Genomic DNA, 21,929 nt, shown 5'->3' on the forward strand with positions numbered 1-21,929 from the left:
GCGGGATCAGGGCAGCTCGGGCAGGTCGTCGGCGTAGAGCAGGGTCAGGTCGTCCGTACTCGGCTCCGGCAGCTGGGCGACCCGGCTCGCGTGCCGCTCCACCATCGCCTCGAACGTCTGCCGCGCGGTGCGGCCGTTGCCGAACGCGGGACCCCTGGGGAGCTCCGTGAAGTACTTCAACAGGCCCTCCGAGGCACCCGCCGCCAGCCGGTACTCGTGCTCCTCGGCCTGCTGCTCCACGATGCGCAGCAGCTCCCCGGACCCGTAGTCACCGAAGGTGATGGTCCGTGAGAAGCGGGACGCCACCCCCGGGTTGACGGACAGGAACCGCTCCATCTCCGCCGTGTACCCCGCGACGATCACCACGACCGCGTCCCGGTGGTCCTCCATCAGCTTCACCAGCGTGTCGATGGCCTCCTTGCCGAAGTCCCGCCCGGAGTCCTCGGGGGAGAGCGCGTACGCCTCGTCGATGAACAGCACACCGCCGCGCGCCTTCTCGAACGCCTCCTGGGTGCGGATCGCCGTGGACCCGATGTGCTCGCCGACCAGATCGACCCGGGAGACCTCGACCAGATGCCCCTTCTCCAGCACGCCGAGGGAGGCGAGGATCTCGCCGTACAGGCGGGCGACCGTGGTCTTGCCGGTGCCGGGGGAACCCGTGAACACCAGGTGGCGCTTGACGGAGGCCGCCTTCAGCCCGGCCTGCTGCCGGCGCCGGCCCACCTCGATCATGTCGGTGAGGGCCCGCACCTCCCGTTTGACGCTCTCCAGGCCCACCAGTGCGTCGAGTTCACCGAGCACGGTCCTCGACGGCCGCAGCTCCTTCTCCGGTCCGACGGCGGGGGCGGGCGGCGCCTGCCCGGCACGGGGTCCGGGAACGGCGCCCAGCAGACCGGAGGAGTGGGTCACGGTCTGCACGGCCGGCTCCGGTGCCGTCGGTGACGCGGGATGGCCGCTCTCGTCGCTGGTGCAGTCCTCCACCACGGGACCGCCCGCACCGGTCGCTCCGCCGCTCTCGGCGAACTCGTAACCACCGCGCGCGCAGCGCTCCGTGCGGCACTTCCGCAGTGTCGTCCGGCTGCCGTCTATCACATGGAAGCCGTACCCGCCGCTGCCCGTGACCCGGCAGTCCAGAAAGCTGCCGCGGCCACCGGCCGAGACATAGACACCGGCCTCGGCCGGGGAATCGACGGTGCAGCGCTCGACGGTCGGGTCGGCGCCCTTGGTGACGATCACTCCGGTCTGCATGCCGTCCAGGGTGCAGTTGCTGAGGGTGCCGCCACTGCCGTGGTCCCGGAACCAGGCCCCCGTGGCCGCCTCCCGGATCCGGCAGTCGTCGAGCTGCGCGGTGGCGCCGTCGCTCACCGACACCGCGGTGTTGCGCACCTGCGACAGGTCGCTGTCGACCACGTCCGCGCGTGAACCGCGGTCGAGGACGAACAGGGCGTCCGGCACGTCGTGCACCCGGCAGGAGTCCAGTACGACGGTCGCGCCGTCACTCACCCACACCGCCGGATAGTCGCCGGTGCTGTCGGAGATCTCGCACTGGTTGGCGTCCGCGCGGGTGCCCGGATCCCACACCGACAGGCCGTTGCGGCCGAACTGCCGCACGGTGGTACGGGTCATGGTGAGGACGGAGCGGGAACGCAGATCGACCGCGTTCTCCGGGATGTCGTGGATACGGCAGTCGGCCAGCGTCAGGACCGCGTCGGTGTCGAGGGTGACACCGTCGCCGGTGGTGCGGTGCACCTCGCAGTCGGTGAGGTGCGCGGTCGCCCGGCCGGTCACCTGGACACCGCTGCCCCGCACCTCGTAGACCTCGCAGCCCACCGCCTCCAGCGCCGAGTTCTCCCCGGTGGCGGTGAGTCCCGAGCCGGCCGTGTGGTGCACGCGGCAGCGCTCGAGCCGGGGGTGCGCGCCCCCGCGCACCGCGACGCCCGCCTGCCCGGCGGCGACGACCTCGCACTCCTCGAACACCCCGCCCCCGCCGTCGAGGACGGCGATACCGACCCCCGCCGGGTTGTCGACCGTGCAGTGACGGACCGTCGGCCGGGCGCCGCCGCGCACCTCTATGCCGACGGCCGACCGGGTGACCACCCGTACGTCCCGCAGTTCCGGGGTGCCCTCCTCTATCAGCAGGGCCGGCGCCGCGGAGTCCTGCCCCTCCACATGCAGGTCCTGGACCATCGCGGACGCGCGTACGGTCAGCGGGACCCCGTCCACGGGGGCGATGCGCACCGAGCCGGGCGAGCCCTCGGGCCCGCGCAGGGTCACCGCCCGCTCCACGACGAGGTTCTCCCGGTAGGTCCCGGGAGCGACGGTGAGGATGTCGCCCTCGGCCGCGGCCTCCAGGGCGGCGGCGAGCGACGCGTATTCACCTGTGCGGCGCCGCCATCGCGATGTGCCGGTGTGCGTCACCTGGACCGTGCCCTGTGCCATGGCGTAGCTGTGCCCCCACCTTGTCGTACGCGGGTCTGCCGGCGAGTGCTCCGGCCGGACCACCGTAGCGTGCGCACGGCTGTCGCATTGACCAGAGGCACCAGGCCGTCAGCTTCCGGTGCCAGTCCTGCCCCAGTCGGGGCCCGCCCTCTCCCAGGCCCGGTCCAGGCGGACGTACCGGTGGTGGACCATGCGCCGGACGACCAGCCGTCTGACGCACTCGATCGCACCAGCCGTCAGCAGGGTCACGCCGAAGCCGGCGAGCACGGCGTGCGTCGTCGCCGTCACCGTGTCCATCGGCCGTGCCGTGGGACGGCCCCCGGCGTCGGTCCACAGGGGGAAGCGGTCGCCCGGCCGCGGGTTCTTCAGACGCGTCGCCACCGGGCCGCTGTGCCCGGTGCCGTCGGAGGCGGTCCAGCGGGCGAGGACCCGGGTGCGCGGGTCCCCGCCGACGGAGCCCTCCGGGTCGATGTTCAGCGGGGCGGGGTCCACCTCGCGTACCACCGTGGCCCGCACCTGATGCCGGTTCGCGTGCTGTTCGCGCACGGAACGCCGCAGGGCGTCCTCGGTGGCACACCCGACGAGAACCCCGACGACCGGGGCGGCGAGGACGACGAGCAACAGCGCCACGAGCCCCACCCGGCCCTCGGCCAGATCGGTCGGGCGGCACAGCGGGTTGTGCCGCCAGCGCCACAGTCCCCTGATCGCCCGCACCGTCCGCACCGCCTTCCCGCTTCCGTGTCCCCCGCTTCCGTGATAGCTCCCGGCGGAGCGGTGCGTGCGGGGTTCCGTGGAAGAGAGAGGGACGTCACCCTTCGCCGGGGCCTTCCGCTAGGCCTTCCGGAGGCGTCCGGATGGTGATCCGGATGATCAACGCGGACGATGGTGCTCGAGCCCCGGATGCTCCGCGGTTCCCGGACGGCGCTCACCCGTGCAGTGCCGCAGCGACAGTCGAAGTCGAGGGAGGACCCCGTGAGCCCAGTCGGCGCAGGCCGGTGTCTACCGGCGGGACTCCTTGCGGTCGGCTCGAGCGCGGGGCGGACGGCCCGCGGCGGCAGGAGGTGATCGTGTGAAGACTCCCCCCGGCGACGGCTCGCGCCTGCGGGCGCTGCTGATCGCGCCGGGCACCAGGAAGTCACCGGCCGCCATGGCGTTGATCCTGCTGGTCCTCCTTCCGACGGCGCTGCTGCTGGGCTGGTGGGGCATAGAAGACCTCAGCGAGGCCCTTACCTACACGGGGCGCATCACCGGTGCCATCCTCATTCTGGTCGCGGCCCTCTCGTTGCTGGGCTCCGTCGCAGTCGTGGACCACTGGGGCCGGAACGTCTTCCCCTATTCCGGGATGGTCGCGCTGATCGGCACGGTCGCGGCGTTGTTGACCAACACCATGCTTCTGCTCGAGACATTCAGGGACGGCGACTCCACGCTCTACCGGGTGTTGTTAAGCCTGCTCACGGCAGGTTCCGCATGGGCCGCCCTCACGGTGTGGCGGACATCGGTCGTGATCCCCTCTCCGAAGCGGGTGGCCGCGGCAGTGGTGGTCTCCTCGGCTCTTGCGGTGGCCAATTTCGGCTACCAGCACCTCTACCAGCCGTCCCAGCACAGTGCCAGGCCCCTTGTCAACGTCACCGTGGGAAAGCCTGTGCTGAGCAAGGACCGTAAGAAGTTCGTCGTACCGGTCGACATCAAGATCGAGAACCGCAGCGATGTGGGCTTCTACGTGCTCGGCACCGAATTCCACGCCATGGGTGAACGGGTGACGCTCAGTCGGACGGACCGGCCCCGCGAGCAGTGGCGTGCGGACGCCAAGACGTTCCGTGAGTTCTATGTGCAACGTCCGCTCTCCCGAAAGGAGGTCTACCAGCCCGGCCAGTTGGTGTCGGCGCAGCCATGGATGCCTTTCGGGAACTGGATCGAGGCGAATGACGCGTTCGTCACCCAAACGGTGGTGCAACTTCCCATCGACACGCCGTATGACCAGTTGGCGCTCTACGCCTCCGCGCAATTGGCGCGTAAGGACCGGCTCGGTCTGGACCAAGTCGAGATGAAGGGGTATTCCTGGGGTGAGGGCAAGGTGCCCCAGTGGGTCAAGAAGGACAAGAATCTCGACTCCGTCGCCTACCGGGGTCGGGTGTATGAAAACAATTCGGTCGACCGGCACACGATGGATCCCCGCTATGCCACTGTCTATTGGCAGTTCGGCGCGCATGGCGCATTCTTGTTGGCGTCCATCACGCGAGGCGATGAGGAGAACCGCATCCCGTCCATAGCGGAAAGGCACGAGATGGTGAACCGGTACGGCTTGGTCACCGCCGAAACGGGTCCGATCAAACGGACGCTCTGGGACATCAAGAAGCAGGGATGACCGGCATGGCCGCACGGCGCGCGCGGGAACTCCGGTCCAGTCGCTCCAGCCACGCCACGAGGGCGAGGGAACTGTTCACTCGGTCCCAGGAATAGGAGTCCCCCATGCCGAACTGCGCCTCCCTCACCGCCCGGCACAGCGTTTTGACGTCGAACATCTCCGTGACCAGCGGATGCCTCGCGGAGCGGCAGAGGTCGATGAGTTCGTCGCCGTGTGTCCGCAGGCCGCGGGCGTAGAGCTGGTTGAAGGGGACCTTGTCGACCCGGCCGCCGATCCGGGGCGGAAGCAGATCCGCCATCGCCTCGCGCAGTACCGCCTTCGGACGGCCCGGCTGGAACGCGGTCTCGGCGGGGAGGCGGCGCATCGTGGCGATGACCTCCGGGTCGAGGAAGGGGTGGGAGAGGAAGAACCCGTCCTGCCGTGCGCGGCGCCAGGACAGCGGGTCGGGAGCGGCGAGGTAGTTGGCGGCCTCGTAGAGGGACTGCTCGGGCTCGCGTCCGAACACGAAGCGGCTCTCCGCGATGCCGGCCGCACGGTAGCCGTGAGCCCGCGCGAATCCGGAACGCAGCCATCGGGGGCGGGCGAAGCCGCCGAGGCCGCCGAGCACCGTTCCGCGGCGGCGGACGAGCGCCGTGACCCGTTCGGCGGCCAGCGGAAGAGCCGGCTGCACCACGTAGGCGGAGACGATGTCCCACAGGCCCCGCTCGCTGCCCGCGGCCCAGTCACGGGCCTGCCTCGTCATCCGCCGGAGCTGTCCCGTGCGGGCCAGCCTGTGCAGGTGAAACGGGTTGGCGTCCACGATCGGATCGGCCCCGCAGCCGGTCAGGAGGGTATCGCAGCCCAGATCCGCCGCAGCGGCATGGAGCCTGCTCCAGAACGGGGCGCGGAAGGCGTGCGCATGAGGCTCGTCCGGGTCCCCCGCGTGGTGCTGGAAGTCGTCGAAGTCAGCCACGTCGTCGGCATCGAGGACCACCGGGCGGGCTGCGGGCGCGTACCGGCGGATCTCCGCCATCGCCTCGTCCACATAAGGCCGTTCGGCGGCGAGCTCTCCGTTTTCGAAGCGCCCGGCGAGCAGGACGAGGTCCCCGGGGTCGCCCTGTTCCGCGGCCAGCAGACGTGCCGCGAGCAGCGCGACGCTGGTGGAGTCGGTGCCGCCGGAAACATGGCATGCCGTCATCCTGCCCACACGGCGCCCGACAGCGTTCTCCAATGCGAGACGCAGGTCCTTCGCGGCCCCGCCGAGACCGGGTCCGTCCGCTGCCCGCACCGACGGGTCATGGGCCTGACGGACGTGTCGCGGCACCCGGCCGCGCATCTGCCCCGTGAGTGAAAGTTCCACCACCTCGCCGCCGAGGATGCGGTGCACCCCGGCGAAGGGGGTGAGCTCCGAGTGGGGTTGCGCCATGTTCCCGGTCAGGTATCGGCAGAAGTAGCGCCGTTCCAGCTCCGCTCCGCCGCCCAGGTGGCGCGCCGAGGTGCTCACCGCGGTGACACGGCCACCGGATTCCCTGAAGAACAGGGGGATGCGCGCCTGCTGGTCCCGCATCAGCAGGACGCGGTCGCGGCACACCAGGAGGGCCGCATAGTCGCCGGTCGGCAGAGGCGGCGGTGCCGCTTGCGGCCGGCTCCAGTCGTCGAGGAGGCCGCGCGCTCCCGCCACGCGCCCACGGACGGAGCCGATCCAGCCGGCGACCACCGCGGTCCCGGCCCGTGAGGAAACCGTCGTCACGAGCCCCTGCCGCGCCATGGAGTCGGCTGTCCAGAGCTGTGGGACGCCTCCGTCCCACTCGAGGCGGAGTGCTTCCACGTCACTGCCCTCCGCCGCCGACCGAGAGGACCGGAGCGAACGCGTGCCCGCGCGGATCGGCGTCGGGGATGCACAGGCCGGCCGAAGACGTCCAGGCGTGCAGGGCGAACGGGTGCTCGCGCACACCGACGTGGAGTACGGCCCGCAGGCCGCGCCGCCGCAGCAGGACGAAAGCCGTCATGGCCTCGGCCTTGCAGTCGCCGTTGACGAACCAGCTTCTGTGACCGTGTGATTGCACCGCCCGTTTCAGCCGTTCGACGTCCTTTGCGGCAGCGGGGTCCGCACGGGCGTAATCCGGGGCCGCCAAGGACAGGAGCCGAAGGGCGCGTCCGAATCCCACGGCCCGGATCAGCAGGTGTACTCCGCGCAGCCAGAGCCCGATCGCGGTGTCCGACGGCTGCCTCCGGCGGGCCGTCGTACACCCGGAGTGGAGGAGACCGGCGACGATGTCGGCGCGTTCCTCGGAGAGTCCGTCAGCGAACTTCCGGATGTCGGCCGTCGTCATTCCGAGAAAACGCGTCCGCCGCCAGTCCGCGATCAGCGCTCCGTCGGACATCCTGGTGACACGGCAACACGGTGACAGGATCCGCTCCATGGCCACCAGTGCATCGGTGTCCTCTGCCACGTCCTCTGCCACCGCGCAATCCTCCAGGGTCGGCCTGGCACCGTCTCCGCGGCGGACCCGGTCCGACGGGGGACGGTGTCAGGAGTGGTATCCGTGACCGTCGTAGAAGGCTCCGCTGAAGCCCCGGATCAGACGGCCGTTGCCGAGAAGGACGAGCCGATGCGGTGTACGACGCCGCAGCAGTCGGAGAAACATCGCCTACCTCCAGAATCAGGTAGTATCGGTAAATTTCAGGCTACTCCGCCCTGGAGGCCCCGCAACCGGACTGCCGGCTCCGGTGCCGCGAAGGCAAGGCGCCCGCTGCGCAGCTGTCGTGAGAGGTGATCATCCCGGCCTGCTCGAGCGGCGGCCCGAAGATGGGCGGGCCCTGCGAGGGGATCCGCTCCGGGCGCGGACACGCCGGAGACCGCCGTCGGCCAGAAGGTCGGCGGCGGCCTGGGCGAGGCGTGGATGCCCGCGTCGCTGACGACCCTCCCCCTGTCGTCGATCGGCATCCAGGGCCGGACTCCGGTCGGTCCCCAGGACTCCGCGGAGACCTCCCGCAGGGACAGGCTCCGGAAAGCCCTGACCGGACGTACGTGAATCGAGTGCGGCAGCACGTTCCCCATGGAGTCGTCGTGTCGGCCGGCGACGGCGACTCCATGGGGCCGGTCGGTTCCGCGGAACGGCTCCGTACCCGGGGATCGGTGCCCCGGGACGGCTCAGTAGCCGCGGTACTGCTGGTTGTTGTACGGGTCCTGGTACGGAGCGGGCGCCGGCCGCGGGGTCGCGGGGCGCATCGCCTCGTAGCCCGAGCCGGGAGGGGCCGGACGCGGCGGCTGCGGCTGGGGGTAGCCGCGCGGAGCGCTCGCCTGCTGCGGGATGTACGCGGTGGCCTGCTGCGGGACGTACGGGGCGTGCGCCTGCTGGAGCGGGGCCGGCTGTTGCGCCTGCGGGTAACCGTAGGCGGGCTGGGAGGGGGCCGCCGGGAGGGCGGGCAACGCCGAGGGAAGCGCCGGGAGATGGGTGCCCGGCGCGTCGTAGGCGGAGGGGACCCGGATCGGGGCGATCTGCGGGGTGCCCCGCTCGGCGACGAGCGAGTCGTAGATCGGGGTGTCCGGGAAGGAGGCGGAGTAGTAGCCGCCGCCATAAGTGGAGCGGGGGGAGGTCATGGCCATAAGTTAAGCCCACGATGTGCTGGTTGGGGAGACCGATAAGAGGGTTGTTTTCCGTGTCCTCAGCGACCAGGGATCACTAAAACGGGCGAACTTGGAGGAAGTGGCTGTTATTTCGGGTGGCCTTCTGGTAAAAGCCGAGTTCCGGGCGGGTTACCGGCGGGTCGTCACTTCTCCGCGCACGCCCCGTGAAGGCTTCCCGCACGCGGGTACTAAGTTGGGCGGACGAGATCCGACGGACGCCGGGTGCGACCTGGCGCGGTGACACGTGAGAGGGGCGGGCATGTCGATGTCGATGTCGAAGGGATCGAACACACCGGTGCCGACCACGGCACTCAGGGTGGAACTGGGGTGGCGCTCGGGTCCCGGCGTCCCCGACGCGGACGCCTCCGCGCTGCTGCTGGCCGGCGGCAAGGTCCGCTCCGACAGCGACTTCGTCTTCTACAACCAACCCGCCCACTCCTCCGGAGCCGTCCGGCACGAGGGCAAGCGGAACGCCGGCGGGCAGGTGACCGACACCCTTCTCGTCGACCTCGCACGGGTGGAGCACGGAATCGAGACCGTGATCCTCGCGGCCTCCTCCGACGGCGGCACCTTCGGCCGGATCCCCGACCTGTACATCGAGGTCAGGGACGCCGCGCAGGGCACCGTCGCGGCCCGGTTCGACAGCGTGGGCGCGACCGACGAGAGCGCCTTCGTGCTCGGCGAGTTCTACCGCCGCCAGGGAGCCTGGAAGTTCCGCGCGGTGGGGCAGGGGTACAGCAGCGGACTCGAGGGCCTGGCCACCGACTACGGCATCACCGTGGACGAGCCGCAGCACGCCGCCCCCGCCGGCCCGGCCCCGGTGGCCCCGCCCCCGCCTTCGGCGCCCCCGGCCGCCATGCCTCCTCCGGCCCCCGCGGCCCAGCCCCTCGCCCCGCCCGCGCCCGCGCCCGCCGCGCCGCCGTCGCCGGTCCGGCTCACCAAGGTGACGCTCACCAAGGAGGCCCCGGCCGTCTCGCTGACCAAACAGGGCGGAACCTCGGGCGCCCTCCGGGTGAACCTCAACTGGCAGGTGCGCAAACAGTTCTCCGGCTGGATGGGCAAGCTGGGCCGCCCGGCCGCCATGCACTCCGACCTCGACCTCGACCTGTGCGCCCTGTACGAACTCGCCGACGGCAGCAAGGGAGTCGTCCAGGCCCTGGGCAACGCCTTCGGATCCCTGCAGCGGCCCCCGTTCATCCACCTGGACGGCGACGACCGCACCGGTGCCGTCACGTCCGGCGAGAACCTCACCGTCAACCTCGACCACCAGCAGCACTTCCGGCGGATCCTCGTCTTCGTCACCATCTACGAGGGCGCCCGCTCCTTCGCCGACCTGCACGCCACGGTCACCCTCCAGCCGCAGCACGGCGCCCCGGTCGACTTCTCGCTCGACGAGTGCACCGTCCCCTCCACGGTGTGCGCCCTCGCCCTCATCACCCACACCGGCGGCGACCTCGTCGTCCAGCGCGAGGCCCGCTACCTGGTGCCCGAGCGGGGAGTGAGCCCCCAGCGCACCGTCGACCACGCCTACGGGTGGGGCATGAACTGGACCCCGGGCCGCAAGTGACCCGACGGCCGGCTCAGCCCTCGTCGGGCAGCACGCCCGGGCGCGGGTAGGTGCGGCCCTTCCAGGCCGCACCCCGTCCGCGGTGGTGCCGCACCGCCGAGTCGACCGTCATCAGGAGGTACAGGAACGCGGTGAACGGCAACAGCGGAGCGAGCCACAGCGGTTGCCGGTAGTAGCGGAGCATCGGGAGGTACGTTCCCGCCATCACCAGCCAGGCCGCCGCACCGACGGCCACGGCACCCCGGTCCCCGGCCGCCAGCCCCGCGACGACGGCCACCGGGGGCACCAGGTACACCAGCGCCAGCCCCACGATCGTCCCGGCCAGCAGCACCGGGCTGTGCCGCAGTTGCGCGTACGCGCTGCGCGACACCATGCGCCACAGGTCGTCCAGCCGCGGATACGGGCGCACACTGTCCACCCGGTCCGCCAGCCCCAGCCAGACCCGTCCGCCGCCGGCCTTGACCGCCCGCGCGAGAGCCACGTCGTCGATGACGGCCTGCCGGATGGCGTCGGGGATCCGCGCCCGCTCGGCCGCCTCGGCACGCAGCAGTACACAGCCTCCGGCCGCCGCGGCCGTCCGCGTTCCCTGCCGCCCGATCCGGCGGAACGGATACAACTGCGCGAAGAAGTACACGAACGCCGGTACGACCAGCCGCTCCCAGGCGCTCTCCACGCGCAGCCGCGCCATCTGCGAGACGACGTCGAACCCCCCGGTACGGGCCGCCGCGACCAGCCGGCGCAGGCTGTCGGGCGCGTGCGCGATGTCGGCGTCCGTCAGCAGCAGGTACTCGGGCGCCCGCGCGCGGGCCAGCTCGATGCCGTGCCGCACCGCCCAGAGCTTGCCGGTCCAGCCGGCCGGCGGCTCACCGGGCGAGCCCACGGTCAGCGGCAGGCTCCCGGGCCGGCCCGCCAACTCCCGTGCGAGTTCCCCGGTGCCGTCCGTACTTCCGTCGTCGACCAGGAAGACCTCCGCGCGCCCGGGGTAGTCCTGGGCGAGCAGCGACGGCAGGCTCGCGGGCAGCACCGCCGCCTCGTCGCGCGCGGGGACGACCACGCACACCGACGGCCACGCCTCGGGTTCCCGCCGGGACGGCAGCCGGACATCCGTACGCCAGAAGAAGCCCTGGAAGAGCAGCAGCCACAGCCAGGCGGCGAGGGACACGGCAGCGGTCCACACTACGGCGCTCACAGGCGCAGTCTGCCCCACGGAAAAGGCCGGAAGCGGCTCATCGTCTATCGTGGCCGGGTGAAGATCGCGCTGATGGACTCCGGAATCGGCCTGCTGGCGGCCACCGCAACAGTACGGCGCCTGCGCCCCGACGCCGATCTCGTCCTCTCCCTCGACCCCGACGGCATGCCCTGGGGCCCCAGGACCCCCCAGGACCTCACCGCCCGCGCCCTGGCCGTCGCCGAGGCGGCTGCCGCACGGCGGCCCGACGCCCTGATCGTCGGCTGCAACACCGCGAGCGTGCACGCCCTCACCGCCCTGCGCGCCCGGCTCGAACCGGTGCTGCCCGTCATCGGCACCGTCCCGGCGATCAAGCCGGCGGCCGCGGGCGGCGGACCGTTCGCGATCTGGGCCACCCCGGCGACGACCGGCAGTCCGTACCAGCGGAACCTGATCCAGGACTTCGCCGACGGCGTGACCGTCACCGAGGTGCCCTGCTGGGGTCTCGCGGAGGCCGTGGAGCGCGCGGACGGGAACGCGATCGACGCGGCCGTCGCCGCCGCCGCCGCACTCACCCCGGAGGACGTGACGACCGTCGTCCTGGGCTGCACCCACTACGAACTGGTCGCCGAACGCATCCGGGCCGCCGTGCGGCGCCCCGGCCGGCCGCCCCTGATCCTGCACGGCTCCGCCGGAGCGGTCGCCGCCCAGGCCATGCGCCGTATCGGTGAACGGCCTGCCCCCGAGGCCCCGGCGACCGGCACCCTCACGGTGCTGCTGAGCGGCCGCGAGGGCACGCTTCCGCCGGCGGCCCTCACCTACGCGGAAGGCCGGCTGCTGCAGGAGGTCGCCCCCGCCGGGTGAGACCGCCGAGGGACCGGTGCACGCCCGGTCGGCGCAGTGACGCCGTGCGACCCCGTACCCGCGCGGCGAAACCGAAGTAGCCTCGAGCGCATGAGGGACCACTCCCGCAGTGCCCGCCCCCCGTACCCCGATGTCTGGACCGGCCGCGCGACCAACCGCATGCAGTGGCTCCTGGCACTCATCGGTGTCGCCTGCATGACGCTCGGCATCGTGCTGGCCCTCGACTCGGCATGGACGACCGGCGTCGCGCCGCTGGTCATGGCCGTCGTCGGGTGCATCGCCGCCGGGCTGCTGGTGCTGTTCGGCACGCTCGCCTTCGTGCACGTCGCGCTGCGTGTCGACGAGGACCACCTCGAGGTGCGCTGCGGTCACATGGGTGTGCCGCGCCGCCGCATCCCGCTGTCGCACGTCGCCGGAGCCGAGTTCGTACCGCACGTCACCCCGCGGCACTGGGGCGGCTGGGGCTACCGCTGGCGGCCCGAGAAGGGCACGGCGGTCGTCGTACGCCGTGGTGAGGGTCTCGTCCTGAGGCTGTGGGACGGGCACACCTTCACGATCACCGTGGACGACGCGGAGGCAGCGGTACGCGTCATCCGCGACCGCCTGCACCCGCACCGGCCGGACCCGGTCCACTGACCTGCGGGGGAGAGCGGTCACCGCGGTCCCGGCGGCCGGGCGCTCGTGCGGTCGGCGCCCAGGTCACGCGCCGTAGACTCTCCGGGTGACCGTCACCGCAACCTCCGTCGGCGAGTCGGCCCCGGTGCCGCCGCGGACCGCGCCCAGGGCGTGGTCCGGGTGGCTCGCGCGCCTCGTTCCGGCCGCAGCGGCAGCACTCTCCGGGCTGCTCCTCTACGTCAGCTTCCCGCCGCGCACCCTGTGGTGGCTGGCGCTGCCCGCCTTCGCCGTCCTCGGCCGGGTGCTGCGCGGACGCGGCTGGAAGGCCGGGCTGGGCCTCGGCTACCTCTTCGGGCTGGGCTTCCTCCTGCCGCTCCTGGTCTGGACCGGTGTGGAGGTCGGACCCGGCCCGTGGATCGCCCTCGCCGTGATCGAGGCGCTCTTCGTCGCGCTGGTCGGCGCGGGTGTCGCCGCGGTGTCGAAGCTGCCCGGGTGGCCGGTGTGGGCCGCCGCGCTGTGGATCGCGGGTGAGGCGGCGCGTGCGCGTGTGCCGTTCCACGGGTTCCCCTGGGGCAAGGTCGCGTTCGGGCAGGCGGACGGCGTCTTCCTGCCGCTCGCCGCGCTGGGCGGGACCCCGGTGCTCGGCTTCGCGGTCGTGCTGTGCGGCTTCGGCCTGTACGAGATCGTGCGGGTGACGGTGGACGCCCGCCGTACCGGGACCGTGCGGCGCGTCGCGGCGGCCGTCGGCGCGCTGAGCGTGGCGGTGCCGGCCGGGGCCGCGGTGGCCGCCCTGCCGCTGGTGAGCGACACGGCCGAGACCGGTACGGCGACCGTCGCGGTCGTCCAGGGCAACGTGCCGCGGCTGGGGCTCGACTTCAACGCGCAGCGGCGGGCCGTCCTCGACCACCACGCGCGCGAGACGGAACGCCTGGCCGCGGAGGTCGACGCGGGCCGGGTGGAGCGGCCCGACATCGTGCTGTGGCCGGAGAACTCCTCCGACATCGACCCCTTCGCCAACGCCGACGCGTACGCCGTGATCGACCGGGCGGCCAAGGCGATCGGCGCGCCCGTCTCGGTCGGCGCCGTGGTGGGCAGGGACGGCAGGCTGCTCAACGAGCAGGTCCTCTGGGACCCGGTGAAGGGCCCCGTCGACACCTACGACAAGCGGCAGATCCAGCCGTTCGGCGAGTACCTCCCGCTGCGCTCCCTGGTCGGGGCGATCAACGACGACTGGACGTCGATGGTCCGCCAGGACTTCAGCCGGGGCACCGAACCCGGCGTGTTCACCATGGCCGGAACCGGGGTCGGCCTCGTCACCTGCTACGAGGCGGCCTTCGACTGGGCGGTGCGCGACACCGTCAAGGACGGCGCCCGGCTGATCTCCGTACCCAGCAACAACGCGACCTTCGGCCGCAGCGAGATGACCTACCAGCAGCTCGCCATGTCCCGGGTCCGCGCCGTCGAGCACAGCCGCACCGTCACCGTCCCGGTGACCAGCGGGGTGAGCGCGATCATCATGCCGGACGGGACGGTCAGCCGGAAGACCGGCATGTTCGTCGCCGACTCCCTGGTGCAGGAGGTGCCGCTGCGCTCCTCGCAGACCCCCGCCACCCGCCTCGGCGTCCTGCCGGAGACCGCTCTCGTCCTGGTCGCCGCGGGCGGCCTGGGGTGGGCCGTCGCCGCCGGTGTGCGCGGGCGGCGCGCCGGTGACGCGTAGTCGTACGGCCGGCGCACACACCCCGAAGCGCCATGGAGCGGCCCGGCCCGCCCGTTAGGGTCACTGCCATGGCTACTCCTGACTTCATCAGCACCCTGCGCGCCTCCGCCGGCCACCAGTTGCTCTGGCTCCCCGGGGTCACCGCCCTCGTCTTCGACGACGAGGGCAGAGTGCTGCTGAACCGCCGGTCCGACACCCGTAAGTGGTCGGTGATCGGCGGCATCCCCGACCCCGGGGAGCAGCCCGCGGCCTGCGCCGTGCGCGAGGTGGAGGAGGAGACCGCGGTGCGCTGCGTCGTCGAGCGGGTCGTCCTGGTCCAGGCGCTGAGCCCGGTGACCTACGACAACGGCGACATCTGCCAGTACATGGACATCACGTTCCGCTGCCGGGCCGTCGGCGGTGAGGCGCGGGTCAACGACGACGAGTCGCTGGACGTCGGCTGGTTCGCCGTGGACGCGTTGCCGGATCTCAACGAGTTCGGACGCTTCCGGATCAAGCAGGCCATGGGCGACGCACCCACATGGTTCGACCCCACCGGTTCCGGCTGAACCACGGGGCGTCACCCTATGGGGCGGGGAGGGCGCTGCCCGGGGCGCGGTCATGCCGCAGGACAGCGCGGTCACACGGCGCGTCGAACCGGAGGAGACCGCCGAGGTGGTGGCGTGTTCGTGCGCTCCGCAGGCGTCCTTCGGGACCGTTGCCTCGCTGGTGCCGGACGATGGCCGGACCGCGCTCCGAGCCGCCGTCCGGTCCCACCGGCCGAGTTGTCCACAGGCCTCACGGGGCGGCCGCGGGATGAGGAATCCTGAGGCCATGTCCCGCGATCACGTACAGTCCGCCGAGCCCCCGGCCCCCGGTTCGACCGTGCCGGGCCGGGCCCGCCCCGACGACCGCTGCGCGTACGGCAGCGCCGAGACGCCGTTCCTGGAGCTCCTGGCCCGGGGCGCGTCCGCCGAGGCCTACGAGCAGCCGGTGCTCCTGGCCCGCGCGCAGGGACTGCCCGCCGAACGGATCGCCGCCCTCGAACAGTCCAGGCGGCTCGCCCTGCGCGTCCGCTCCGACCTGGAGGGGCGGCGGCGCAGGGAGGCCGAGCTGTCCGCGCTCTTCGAGACCGCGCACGACCTGGCCGGACTGCGCGACCTGGACGCCGTGCTCCAGGCGATCGTGCAGCGCGCCCGCTCGCTGCTCGGCACCGACGTCGCCTACCTCAGCCTGAACGACCCGGCCCGGGGCGACACCTACATGAGAGTCACCGAGGGCTCGGTCGCGGCCCGCTTCCAGCAGTTGCGCCTCGGCATGGGCGAGGGCCTGGGCGGCCTGGTCGCCCAGACCGCCCGCCCCTATGTGACCGACGACTACTTCCGCGACGACCGCTTCGAACACACCCTCTCCATCGACACCGGCGTGCGGGACGAGGGACTGGTGGCCATCCTCGGGGTGCCCCTCATGCTCGGGCACACCGTCATCGGCGTACTGTTCGCCGCGGACCGGCGGGCCCGGGTCTTCGAGCGGGAACAGGTCGCCCTGGTCGGCTCCTTCGCCGCGCTCGCCGCGGCGGCCATCGACACCGCGAACCTGCTCGCCGAGACCCGCTCGGCCCTCGCCGACCTGGAGCGTGCCCACGAGATCATCCAGGACCGCAGCGGGGTCATCGAACGCGCCTCCGAGGTCCACGACCGGCTCGCCGAACTCGTCCTGCGCGGCGGCGGGGTCCATGACGTGGCCGCCGCCGTCTCCCGGGTGCTGGACGGCACCGTCGAGTTCACCGAGGCCGCCACCGCGCCGGCCCAGGCCCTCGAGGCGTCCCGCGCGGAAGGACACGCGGTACGGCACGGCCGCGACTGGATCGCCGCCGTGGCCGCGGGCGACGAACTCCTCGGCGCCCTCGTGCTGCGCGGCCACCCCGGTCTGGACCCCGTCGACCAGCGCACTCTGGAACGCGCCGCCATGGTCACCTCGCTCCTGTTGCTCGCCCGCCGCTCCGCCGCCGAGGCGGAGCAGCGCGTCCGTGGCGAACTGCTCGACCACCTGCTCGACGCCCGCGACCGGGACCCGCGCCTGCTGCGCGAGCGCGCGGCCCGGCTGCACGCCGACCTCGACGCCACCCATGCCGTGCTCAGCGCCCGCCTGGAGGGCGCCGCGGCCGACGCCGACGAGGAGGAGGACGCCCGGCGGCGCCTGTGGGCCGCGGCGGCGCACCTCGCGGCGACCCGCCACGGTCTCGCCTCCGCGCGTGACGGCGGCACCGTCCTGCTGCTGCCCCTCGACCCCGGCGACACCGCCACCGACCTGGCCCGCCGTACCGCACGGCACCTGGGAGCGGCCGTGCACGAGCCGGTCACCGTCGGCGCGTCCGCCCCGGTCGAGCACCTCACCGCCCGCCCCGACACCGTGGCGGCGGCCTACGCGGAGGCCCGGCGCTGTCTCGACGCCCTGCGCGTGCTGGGCCGCCCCGGTGACGGTGCCGCCGCCGAGGACTTCGGCTTCCTGGGGCTGCTCCTGGCCGGGGAGCGGGACATCACGGGCTTCGTCGACCGCACCCTCGGTCCGGTCGTCGCGTACGACGAACGACGCGGCACCGAACTGCTGCGCACCCTCGACGCGTACTTCGCCTGCGGCATGAGTCCCGCCCGCACCAAGGACGACCTGCACGTGCACGTGAACACGGTCGCCCAGCGCCTGGAGCGCGTCGGCCGCCTGCTGGGCGAGGACTGGCAGAGCCCGGCCCGCGCCCTGGAGATCCAACTGGCCCTGCGCCTGCACCGGTTCTCGGCACCGGCGGACCCGTCGGGGCCCGGACGGAGCTGACGGGCGGCCCTCTCGCGCGTTACCCGCCGGTACGGAATGATGCCGGGCAACCATCCGTACGGCCGGGAGCTGAGGCAGCGGTGACGACTTTCGAGGAACGCGGCACGGTGCACGCCTTCCGGGACGACGCCCTGGGGGAGCACGACGCCGTCGGTCTCGCCGCGGCGATCCGGCGGGGCGAGGTGAGCGCCGCCGAAGCCGCCCGGGACGCGGCGGAGAGGGTGCGGTCGGTCGAGGCGAGAATCAACGCGGTCCAGACGCACGCAGACGTCCCGGCGCACATCGACGGGGCGGGCGGCGGTGCCTTCGCCGGGGTGCCGACGTTCGTCAAGGACAACACCGACTACCGGGGACTGCCCACCGGCCACGGCAGCGCCGCTTTCACCCCGGCGGCCGCGCGGCGGCACGCGCCGTTCGCCCGGCAGTTCCTGAGCACCGGTGTCACGGTGCTGGGCAAGACCCGGCTGCCCGAGTTCGGGTTCAGCCCGACCACCGAGTACGAGGGCGCCGAGCCCGTTCGCAACCCGTGGAACACGGGCTACTCGGCGGGTGGTTCCTCGGGCGGCAGCGCGGCGCTCGTCGCCGCCGGTGCGGTGCCGATCGCCCACGCCAACGACGGCGGCGGCTCGATCCGGATCCCCGCCGCCTGCTGCGGACTCGTCGGCCTCAAGCCCACCCGCGGCCGGGTCGTGGCCAACGCGCAGGGCCGCCGACTGCCTCTGGACGTAGTCTCCGACGGAATCGTGAGCCGTTCCGTGCGGGACACCGCCGCGTTCCTCGCCGACGCCGAGACGTACTGGCGCAACCCCGAGCTGCCGCCCCTGGGCCTGGTCGAAGGTCCCTCGGGACGGCGGATGCGCATCGGATTCCTGCTGGACTCGCCGAACGGCGTCCCCTCCGACACCGTCACCCGGGAAGCCGTCACCGGGACCGCGGCGACACTCGAACGGCTGGGCCACACCGTGGGGCCCGTGGAACTGGCCATCGACCCCCGCTTCACCGAGGACTTCCTCACCTACTGGGGGCTGCTGTCGTTCCTCCTCGGCGTCACGGGCCGGACCCTCGGAGCGGACTTCGACCGGCGCCGGATGGACGGCCTCAGCAGGGGCCTGCGCGAGGAGTACGTCAGATCCTGGCGGCGTACTCCGGGCATGCTGCGGCGGCTGAAACGTACCCGGGAGGCGTACGCGGCGGCGTTCCGCGGGTGCGATCTCGTCCTTTCCCCCGTGCTCGCCCACACCACGCCGCCGATCGGTCATCTCAGCCCGGTCGTCTCCTACCCGGTACTGATCGAGCGGATTCTGGCGTACGTCGCGTTCACGCCGGTCGACAACGTCGTCGGTACGCCGTCGATCTCGGTGCCCGCTCCGGGGGCGACGGCGGACGGGCTGCCCGTCGGCATCATGCTCTCCGGTCGCCCCGGCAGCGAACGGACGCTGCTGGAGGTCGCGTTCGCGCTGGAGGCGGACCGCCCTTTCCGGCGTGTCCAGGACGTGTGAGCGCGGTCGTCGTGCCCGACGCCTTGTCCGTTTCTGACCGATTGAAGGTAATCGCCTTTCCGGGTGGGCTACTTGCGCCTTGACTGTGTCTCATTCACGTAATGCGGGGTGATGCACCCTCATATCGCGCTAACGTCGGCGATCGGGTTCGGCGCCATGCCCCGCGGCTCCATCGACCTGCGCCGCTACGGGAACGTCAACGTCGTCGACGGGGGATACCGCATCGTGGGCCCGCTCCGCCCGTACCACGTCATGGACCCGCAGGTGGCCCCGTCGCTCGGCATGCGGAACGGAGGCCGTCCGTGAACGACACGTTCACCGTGAGGGCGTTGTGGGCCTGGTACAGCAAACAGGCCGGCTCGCCGGACGAGTACGACGTGCTGCGCTGCACCGGAGGAGCACGGCGCCGCGCCACGTTCTTTGACCACATCACTGCCGCCGGTCTCGGCGGCCCGCCCTCCGCGGCGGCCACGCGCGACCGGCTGCCCTGGGTCTCCGTGACGGGCCTGCCCTGCACCGACCGGCAGTGGACGGGCATCTCCGTGATGGAGCCCTCCCCCCTGCGCGACGGCGTGAACCGGGACGTCACATCGACGCGCTACGTACTGCTCGACTCCACCGAACTGGTGCGCCGGAGGGTGGAGTACGTCACCCTGTGGGACGCCGTTGCCTCCCTGCGTCTGCCGCCGGAGCACGAGGAGACCATCCCGCTGGAGGTGCCCGCTCCGGCCGGCGACGGCCTGCCGGAGGGTCTGGAGACCATCGCCGGCCATGTGCCCGGCACCGTCGGCGACAGCGATCGGCGGCGGGCCGCGGCCGTGCACTGGGCCGTGGCCGTGGCCGCGCTCCTGCTGCAGGGCGGTCCCGTCGTCATCACCGGCGGCGGTGCTCTCGACGCGCGGGCCCGGCTGGCCGTGTTCGACGCGATCGCCGGTCTCCTGCCGTACGGGGTACGCGGCGGGCTGGCCGTGGGCAGTTGCGTCGACGGCGGTGACGAGCCGCCCACCCACCTGGCCTTCGGACCGGCGCACACGCCGTCCGCCCGCTGTGTCGAACTGGGCACCCTCCCGCAGGTTCCGGCCGGCGCCCCGGAGGAGTACCGGCGACAGCTCCTCCGCCTGATCGAGGTCCTGGGACTCGACGCGGTCACCGCCGGCCTGCGCACGTTCGACGCGGCCGTCGCACCGGCCGGCCCCGGGGCCGTCCTGGGCGTCCTCGACCGGCTCGACCCCTTCCGCGCCGCGGTGCACGCCGTGGAGGCCGGGGAGCAGTCCGTGCAGCTGGTGACCAGAGGGCTGAACAGCCTGACGGACGGCGAGGACACGGAATCCGAGGGCTTCCTGCGGCTCGTCAGGTGCGGGATCGACTACGCCGTCGAACCCGGGGGCCGGGAGGTGTACGACGCGCTGAGCCGCCACTGGGCGCACGGGAAGACGGGACCGCGGGTGTCCGCGCTGATGGCGGAAGCGCTGCTGGACGTGGTGCTGGGCGGTGTCTCCGCCGCCGCGGACAGCACCTCGTGCCGCGCCCGGCTGGACGAACTCTGGCGGCTGGTCGAACTGTGCCGCAAGGAGGCCGAGGTGCTGCGGCTGCTGCCCGGCAGCGGGGAACCGGCCGATGCCCAGCGCCTGCGGTACGCGGCCGACTGCCTGTGCCTGCTGGGTCCGGGCAGGGTGGCCGACGGCCGGGCCGACGCCGTGCACGTGCTCCGGGACACGCGTCGGCTCACCCGTGCGGTGCTGGTGCGGGAATCGGCCGATCCCACGCGGCTCGCTGGCTGGCTGACGCTGCTCGAGCCCACCGCGCACGAGGCCCCCGCCTGGCTGCGGGCCTGGGCGGTGCTGGCGGTGGGCGAACGGAAGAAGGCGGCCCTCGTCGAACCGTGTCCCACCGCCGAGGACGCCCTTCACGTGCTCACCGCCACCGTCCGTTCGAGACAGCCCGACTGGACGGCCGAGGCCGTCCGGTGGCTGTGGCCGCAGCTGTGCTCCACCGCCGTCGGACGCGGGGAGAGCGGACGAACGGGCGACGACGGAGCCACCTCCGGGCTTTCCCTCCAGGGCCGGAGCGGATCGCGGAGACCCCCGGCCCGGACCCCGGAGCACCTGGACGACCCCGCGCATCCGGCGGACCCGGCGGGCCCGGCGCATCCGGCGGGCGGGCCGGACGCGCGCGGCGCCTTGCGGACCCTGCTCGCCACCGACACGGATGTGTGGCGGCACTGCCGGGCGCGGGCCGACGTCCTGAACTGCCTGCTGGGCGCCCCGGCCGCCGGGCCCCCGTGGCGGGAGTCGGCGTGCCGCGCCTACGCACAGAGCCTGCACCGCGTCCTTTGGGACGAGGGACTGGCGCCCTTCCTGGCCCTGCTCGTGGAGGCGCTCGCCACGCCGGCACTCGGCGGACCCTGGGGAAAGGAGGGCGAGTCCACCGTGCTGACGGCCCTGCTGCGGGTGCCGGACGAGGCGGCCGCGGAGAAACTGCGCCGCCGCGTCGACGCCCGGAACGACGCGTGGCGGCGACGGCAGGACGCCCTGGAGGCGGAGCGATCCGTCCGGGCCCGGCGCCTCGCCGACCAGGAAGCCGCCCAGAACACCCGACTGCGGGCCGCCCGGGAACGGCACACCGGAACCGGGACAGGCCCCGACTGCGCCACCGGGACCGGCGCCGGCGGGGCGGCCGTACCCCGCGAAGGCCGCGGGCGCCCGCCCGTCATCGGCACCGGCGACCGGACCGGCGACGGACCCGACCCCCTGGACGTCCTCGCCGTGGCCGTCCAACAGCTCCGCTCCCCCCGGGACATCGCGGTGATGTGGGCGCCCTTCACCTTCGACCTGGACTCCGGGACGGGCCGCCGGGCACTCGAACTGACCGGTCGCTGGTGGGGGAGGGCCCCTGAAAAGGAACGCGACGCGCTCTTCGGCCACCTGGAACGCACCCTGCTCACCGCGCACCGGTGCAGCGTCGACGTCACCGCGGACATCCTGCACGAGATCAGGAGCCTGATCATGGCCTGCCACGCCTCCGGCCACAGCAGCGGCGGATGGCTGGCCGGGCCGGTGTTCCGGGAGGCGAAGCGGGAGCTCAGGGACCGCCGCTCCCGGGTGCGCGAGCTGCGGCGGATACGGCTGATGTCCGTCTTCCACCTGGTACCGGGAACGCCGCGCAAGCACAAGGAGCGGAACAGAGGGAGCAGCGACCGATGAACGACACCCTCGCCCGGCGGCCGCCCCGACGCGCAACTGCACGCGCCCGACGACCCCAAGTACCGGGACCTCTC

16 protein-coding genes are annotated in these 21,929 nt (G+C 72.7%); 10 read left to right on the plus strand and 6 right to left on the minus strand.

Annotated elements, in window-relative coordinates:
- Positions 1-6 precede the first annotated feature (6 nt).
- Positions 7-2,439 carry a right-handed parallel beta-helix repeat-containing protein gene (locus ACTWJ9_RS29845; RefSeq protein ID WP_388706169.1) on the minus strand — a complete coding sequence of 811 codons (2,433 nt, stop codon included), beginning with the start codon at positions 2,437-2,439 and terminating at the stop codon, positions 7-9.
- A gap of 108 nt (positions 2,440-2,547) precedes the next feature.
- The gene (locus tag ACTWJ9_RS29850) at positions 2,548-3,153 is read right to left on the minus strand and encodes an Rv1733c family protein (RefSeq protein WP_279337375.1); all 606 of its coding nucleotides are present in this window, start codon (positions 3,151-3,153) and stop codon (positions 2,548-2,550) included.
- 355 nt (positions 3,154-3,508) lie between these two features.
- Here ACTWJ9_RS29850 and ACTWJ9_RS29855 point away from each other — a divergent pair, with 355 nt between their 5' ends.
- Entirely contained in the window at positions 3,509-4,804 is a 1,296-nt protein-coding gene (locus ACTWJ9_RS29855) for a hypothetical protein (RefSeq protein ID WP_443294956.1), read from the plus strand.
- Here ACTWJ9_RS29855 and ACTWJ9_RS29860 read toward each other — a convergent pair.
- The 3 genes from ACTWJ9_RS29860 to ACTWJ9_RS29870 all read right to left on the minus strand — a co-directional run bounded on the left by ACTWJ9_RS29860 (position 4,788) and on the right by ACTWJ9_RS29870 (position 8,387).
- Positions 4,788-6,611: an asparagine synthase-related protein gene (locus ACTWJ9_RS29860; RefSeq protein WP_443294957.1), complete on the minus strand. Its 1,824-nt coding sequence runs from the start codon at positions 6,609-6,611 to the stop codon at positions 4,788-4,790. The genes ACTWJ9_RS29855 and ACTWJ9_RS29860 overlap by 17 nt on opposite strands.
- Position 6,612: 1 nt before the next feature.
- Entirely contained in the window at positions 6,613-7,248 is a 636-nt protein-coding gene (locus tag ACTWJ9_RS29865) for a lasso peptide biosynthesis B2 protein (protein WP_279337378.1), read from the minus strand.
- Between the two features lie 689 nt (positions 7,249-7,937).
- Positions 7,938-8,387 (minus strand): DUF6643 family protein, encoded by a 450-nt coding sequence (locus ACTWJ9_RS29870; RefSeq protein WP_279337380.1) that lies wholly within the window; start codon positions 8,385-8,387, stop codon positions 7,938-7,940.
- A 292-nt stretch (positions 8,388-8,679) separates the two neighbouring features.
- Between ACTWJ9_RS29870 and ACTWJ9_RS29875 the strand changes: the two genes are divergently transcribed.
- Positions 8,680-9,981, plus strand: a complete 1,302-nt coding sequence (locus ACTWJ9_RS29875; RefSeq protein ID WP_443295932.1) for a TerD family protein — start codon at positions 8,680-8,682, stop codon at positions 9,979-9,981.
- Positions 9,982-9,994: 13 nt separating this feature from the next.
- Here the strand turns inward: ACTWJ9_RS29875 and ACTWJ9_RS29880 are convergent, their stop codons facing one another.
- Positions 9,995-11,188, minus strand: coding sequence for a glycosyltransferase (locus ACTWJ9_RS29880; protein WP_443294958.1), 1,194 nt, complete (start codon positions 11,186-11,188; stop codon positions 9,995-9,997).
- 39 nt (positions 11,189-11,227) lie between these two features.
- Between ACTWJ9_RS29880 and ACTWJ9_RS29885 the strand changes: the two genes are divergently transcribed.
- From ACTWJ9_RS29885 to ACTWJ9_RS29920, 8 genes are all read left to right on the plus strand, one after another.
- The gene (locus ACTWJ9_RS29885; RefSeq protein ID WP_279337383.1) at positions 11,228-12,013 is read left to right on the plus strand and encodes a glutamate racemase; all 786 of its coding nucleotides are present in this window, start codon (positions 11,228-11,230) and stop codon (positions 12,011-12,013) included.
- A 90-nt stretch (positions 12,014-12,103) separates the two neighbouring features.
- Positions 12,104-12,649, plus strand: a complete 546-nt coding sequence (locus tag ACTWJ9_RS29890; RefSeq protein WP_279337384.1) for a phage holin family protein — start codon at positions 12,104-12,106, stop codon at positions 12,647-12,649.
- A gap of 85 nt (positions 12,650-12,734) precedes the next feature.
- Entirely contained in the window at positions 12,735-14,345 is a 1,611-nt protein-coding gene (gene lnt / locus ACTWJ9_RS29895) for an apolipoprotein N-acyltransferase (protein ID WP_443294959.1), read from the plus strand.
- Between the two features lie 68 nt (positions 14,346-14,413).
- Positions 14,414-14,893, plus strand: coding sequence for an NUDIX hydrolase (locus ACTWJ9_RS29900; protein ID WP_279337386.1), 480 nt, complete (start codon positions 14,414-14,416; stop codon positions 14,891-14,893).
- Between the two features lie 265 nt (positions 14,894-15,158).
- On the plus strand, positions 15,159-17,153 hold the full coding sequence (locus tag ACTWJ9_RS29905) for a helix-turn-helix domain-containing protein (protein WP_279337387.1): 1,995 nt from the start codon (positions 15,159-15,161) through the stop codon (positions 17,151-17,153).
- A gap of 80 nt (positions 17,154-17,233) precedes the next feature.
- Positions 17,234-18,652, plus strand: a complete 1,419-nt coding sequence (locus ACTWJ9_RS29910; protein WP_443294960.1) for an amidase — start codon at positions 17,234-17,236, stop codon at positions 18,650-18,652.
- 111 nt (positions 18,653-18,763) lie between these two features.
- Positions 18,764-18,958 carry a hypothetical protein gene (locus ACTWJ9_RS29915; RefSeq protein WP_279337390.1) on the plus strand — a complete coding sequence of 65 codons (195 nt, stop codon included), beginning with the start codon at positions 18,764-18,766 and terminating at the stop codon, positions 18,956-18,958.
- On the plus strand, positions 18,955-21,855 hold the full coding sequence (locus ACTWJ9_RS29920) for a hypothetical protein (RefSeq protein WP_387037322.1): 2,901 nt from the start codon (positions 18,955-18,957) through the stop codon (positions 21,853-21,855). Before ACTWJ9_RS29915 ends, ACTWJ9_RS29920 begins: the two co-directional genes overlap by 4 nt.
- Positions 21,856-21,929: the final 74 nt, after the last annotated feature.

This window comes from Streptomyces sp. GDS52, assembly GCF_052246875.1.
GTDB classification, from domain to species: domain Bacteria; phylum Actinomycetota; class Actinomycetes; order Streptomycetales; family Streptomycetaceae; genus Streptomyces; species Streptomyces cathayae.

What these genes read in the sequence shown, in the direction of transcription:
- ACTWJ9_RS29845 (WP_388706169.1), bottom strand. Translation starts at nt 2,439, where the DNA reads ATGGCACAGGGCACGGTCCAGGTGACGCACACCGGCACATCGCGATGG.
- ACTWJ9_RS29870 (WP_279337380.1), bottom strand. Translation starts at nt 8,387, where the DNA reads ATGACCTCCCCCCGCTCCACTTATGGCGGCGGCTACTACTCCGCCTCC.
- ACTWJ9_RS29875 (WP_443295932.1), top strand. Translation starts at nt 8,680, where the DNA reads ATGTCGATGTCGAAGGGATCGAACACACCGGTGCCGACCACGGCACTC.
- ACTWJ9_RS29890 (WP_279337384.1), top strand. Translation starts at nt 12,104, where the DNA reads ATGAGGGACCACTCCCGCAGTGCCCGCCCCCCGTACCCCGATGTCTGG.
- ACTWJ9_RS29900 (WP_279337386.1), top strand. Translation starts at nt 14,414, where the DNA reads ATGGCTACTCCTGACTTCATCAGCACCCTGCGCGCCTCCGCCGGCCAC.
- ACTWJ9_RS29905 (WP_279337387.1), top strand. Translation starts at nt 15,159, where the DNA reads ATGTCCCGCGATCACGTACAGTCCGCCGAGCCCCCGGCCCCCGGTTCG.
- ACTWJ9_RS29915 (WP_279337390.1), top strand. Translation starts at nt 18,764, where the DNA reads ATGCACCCTCATATCGCGCTAACGTCGGCGATCGGGTTCGGCGCCATG.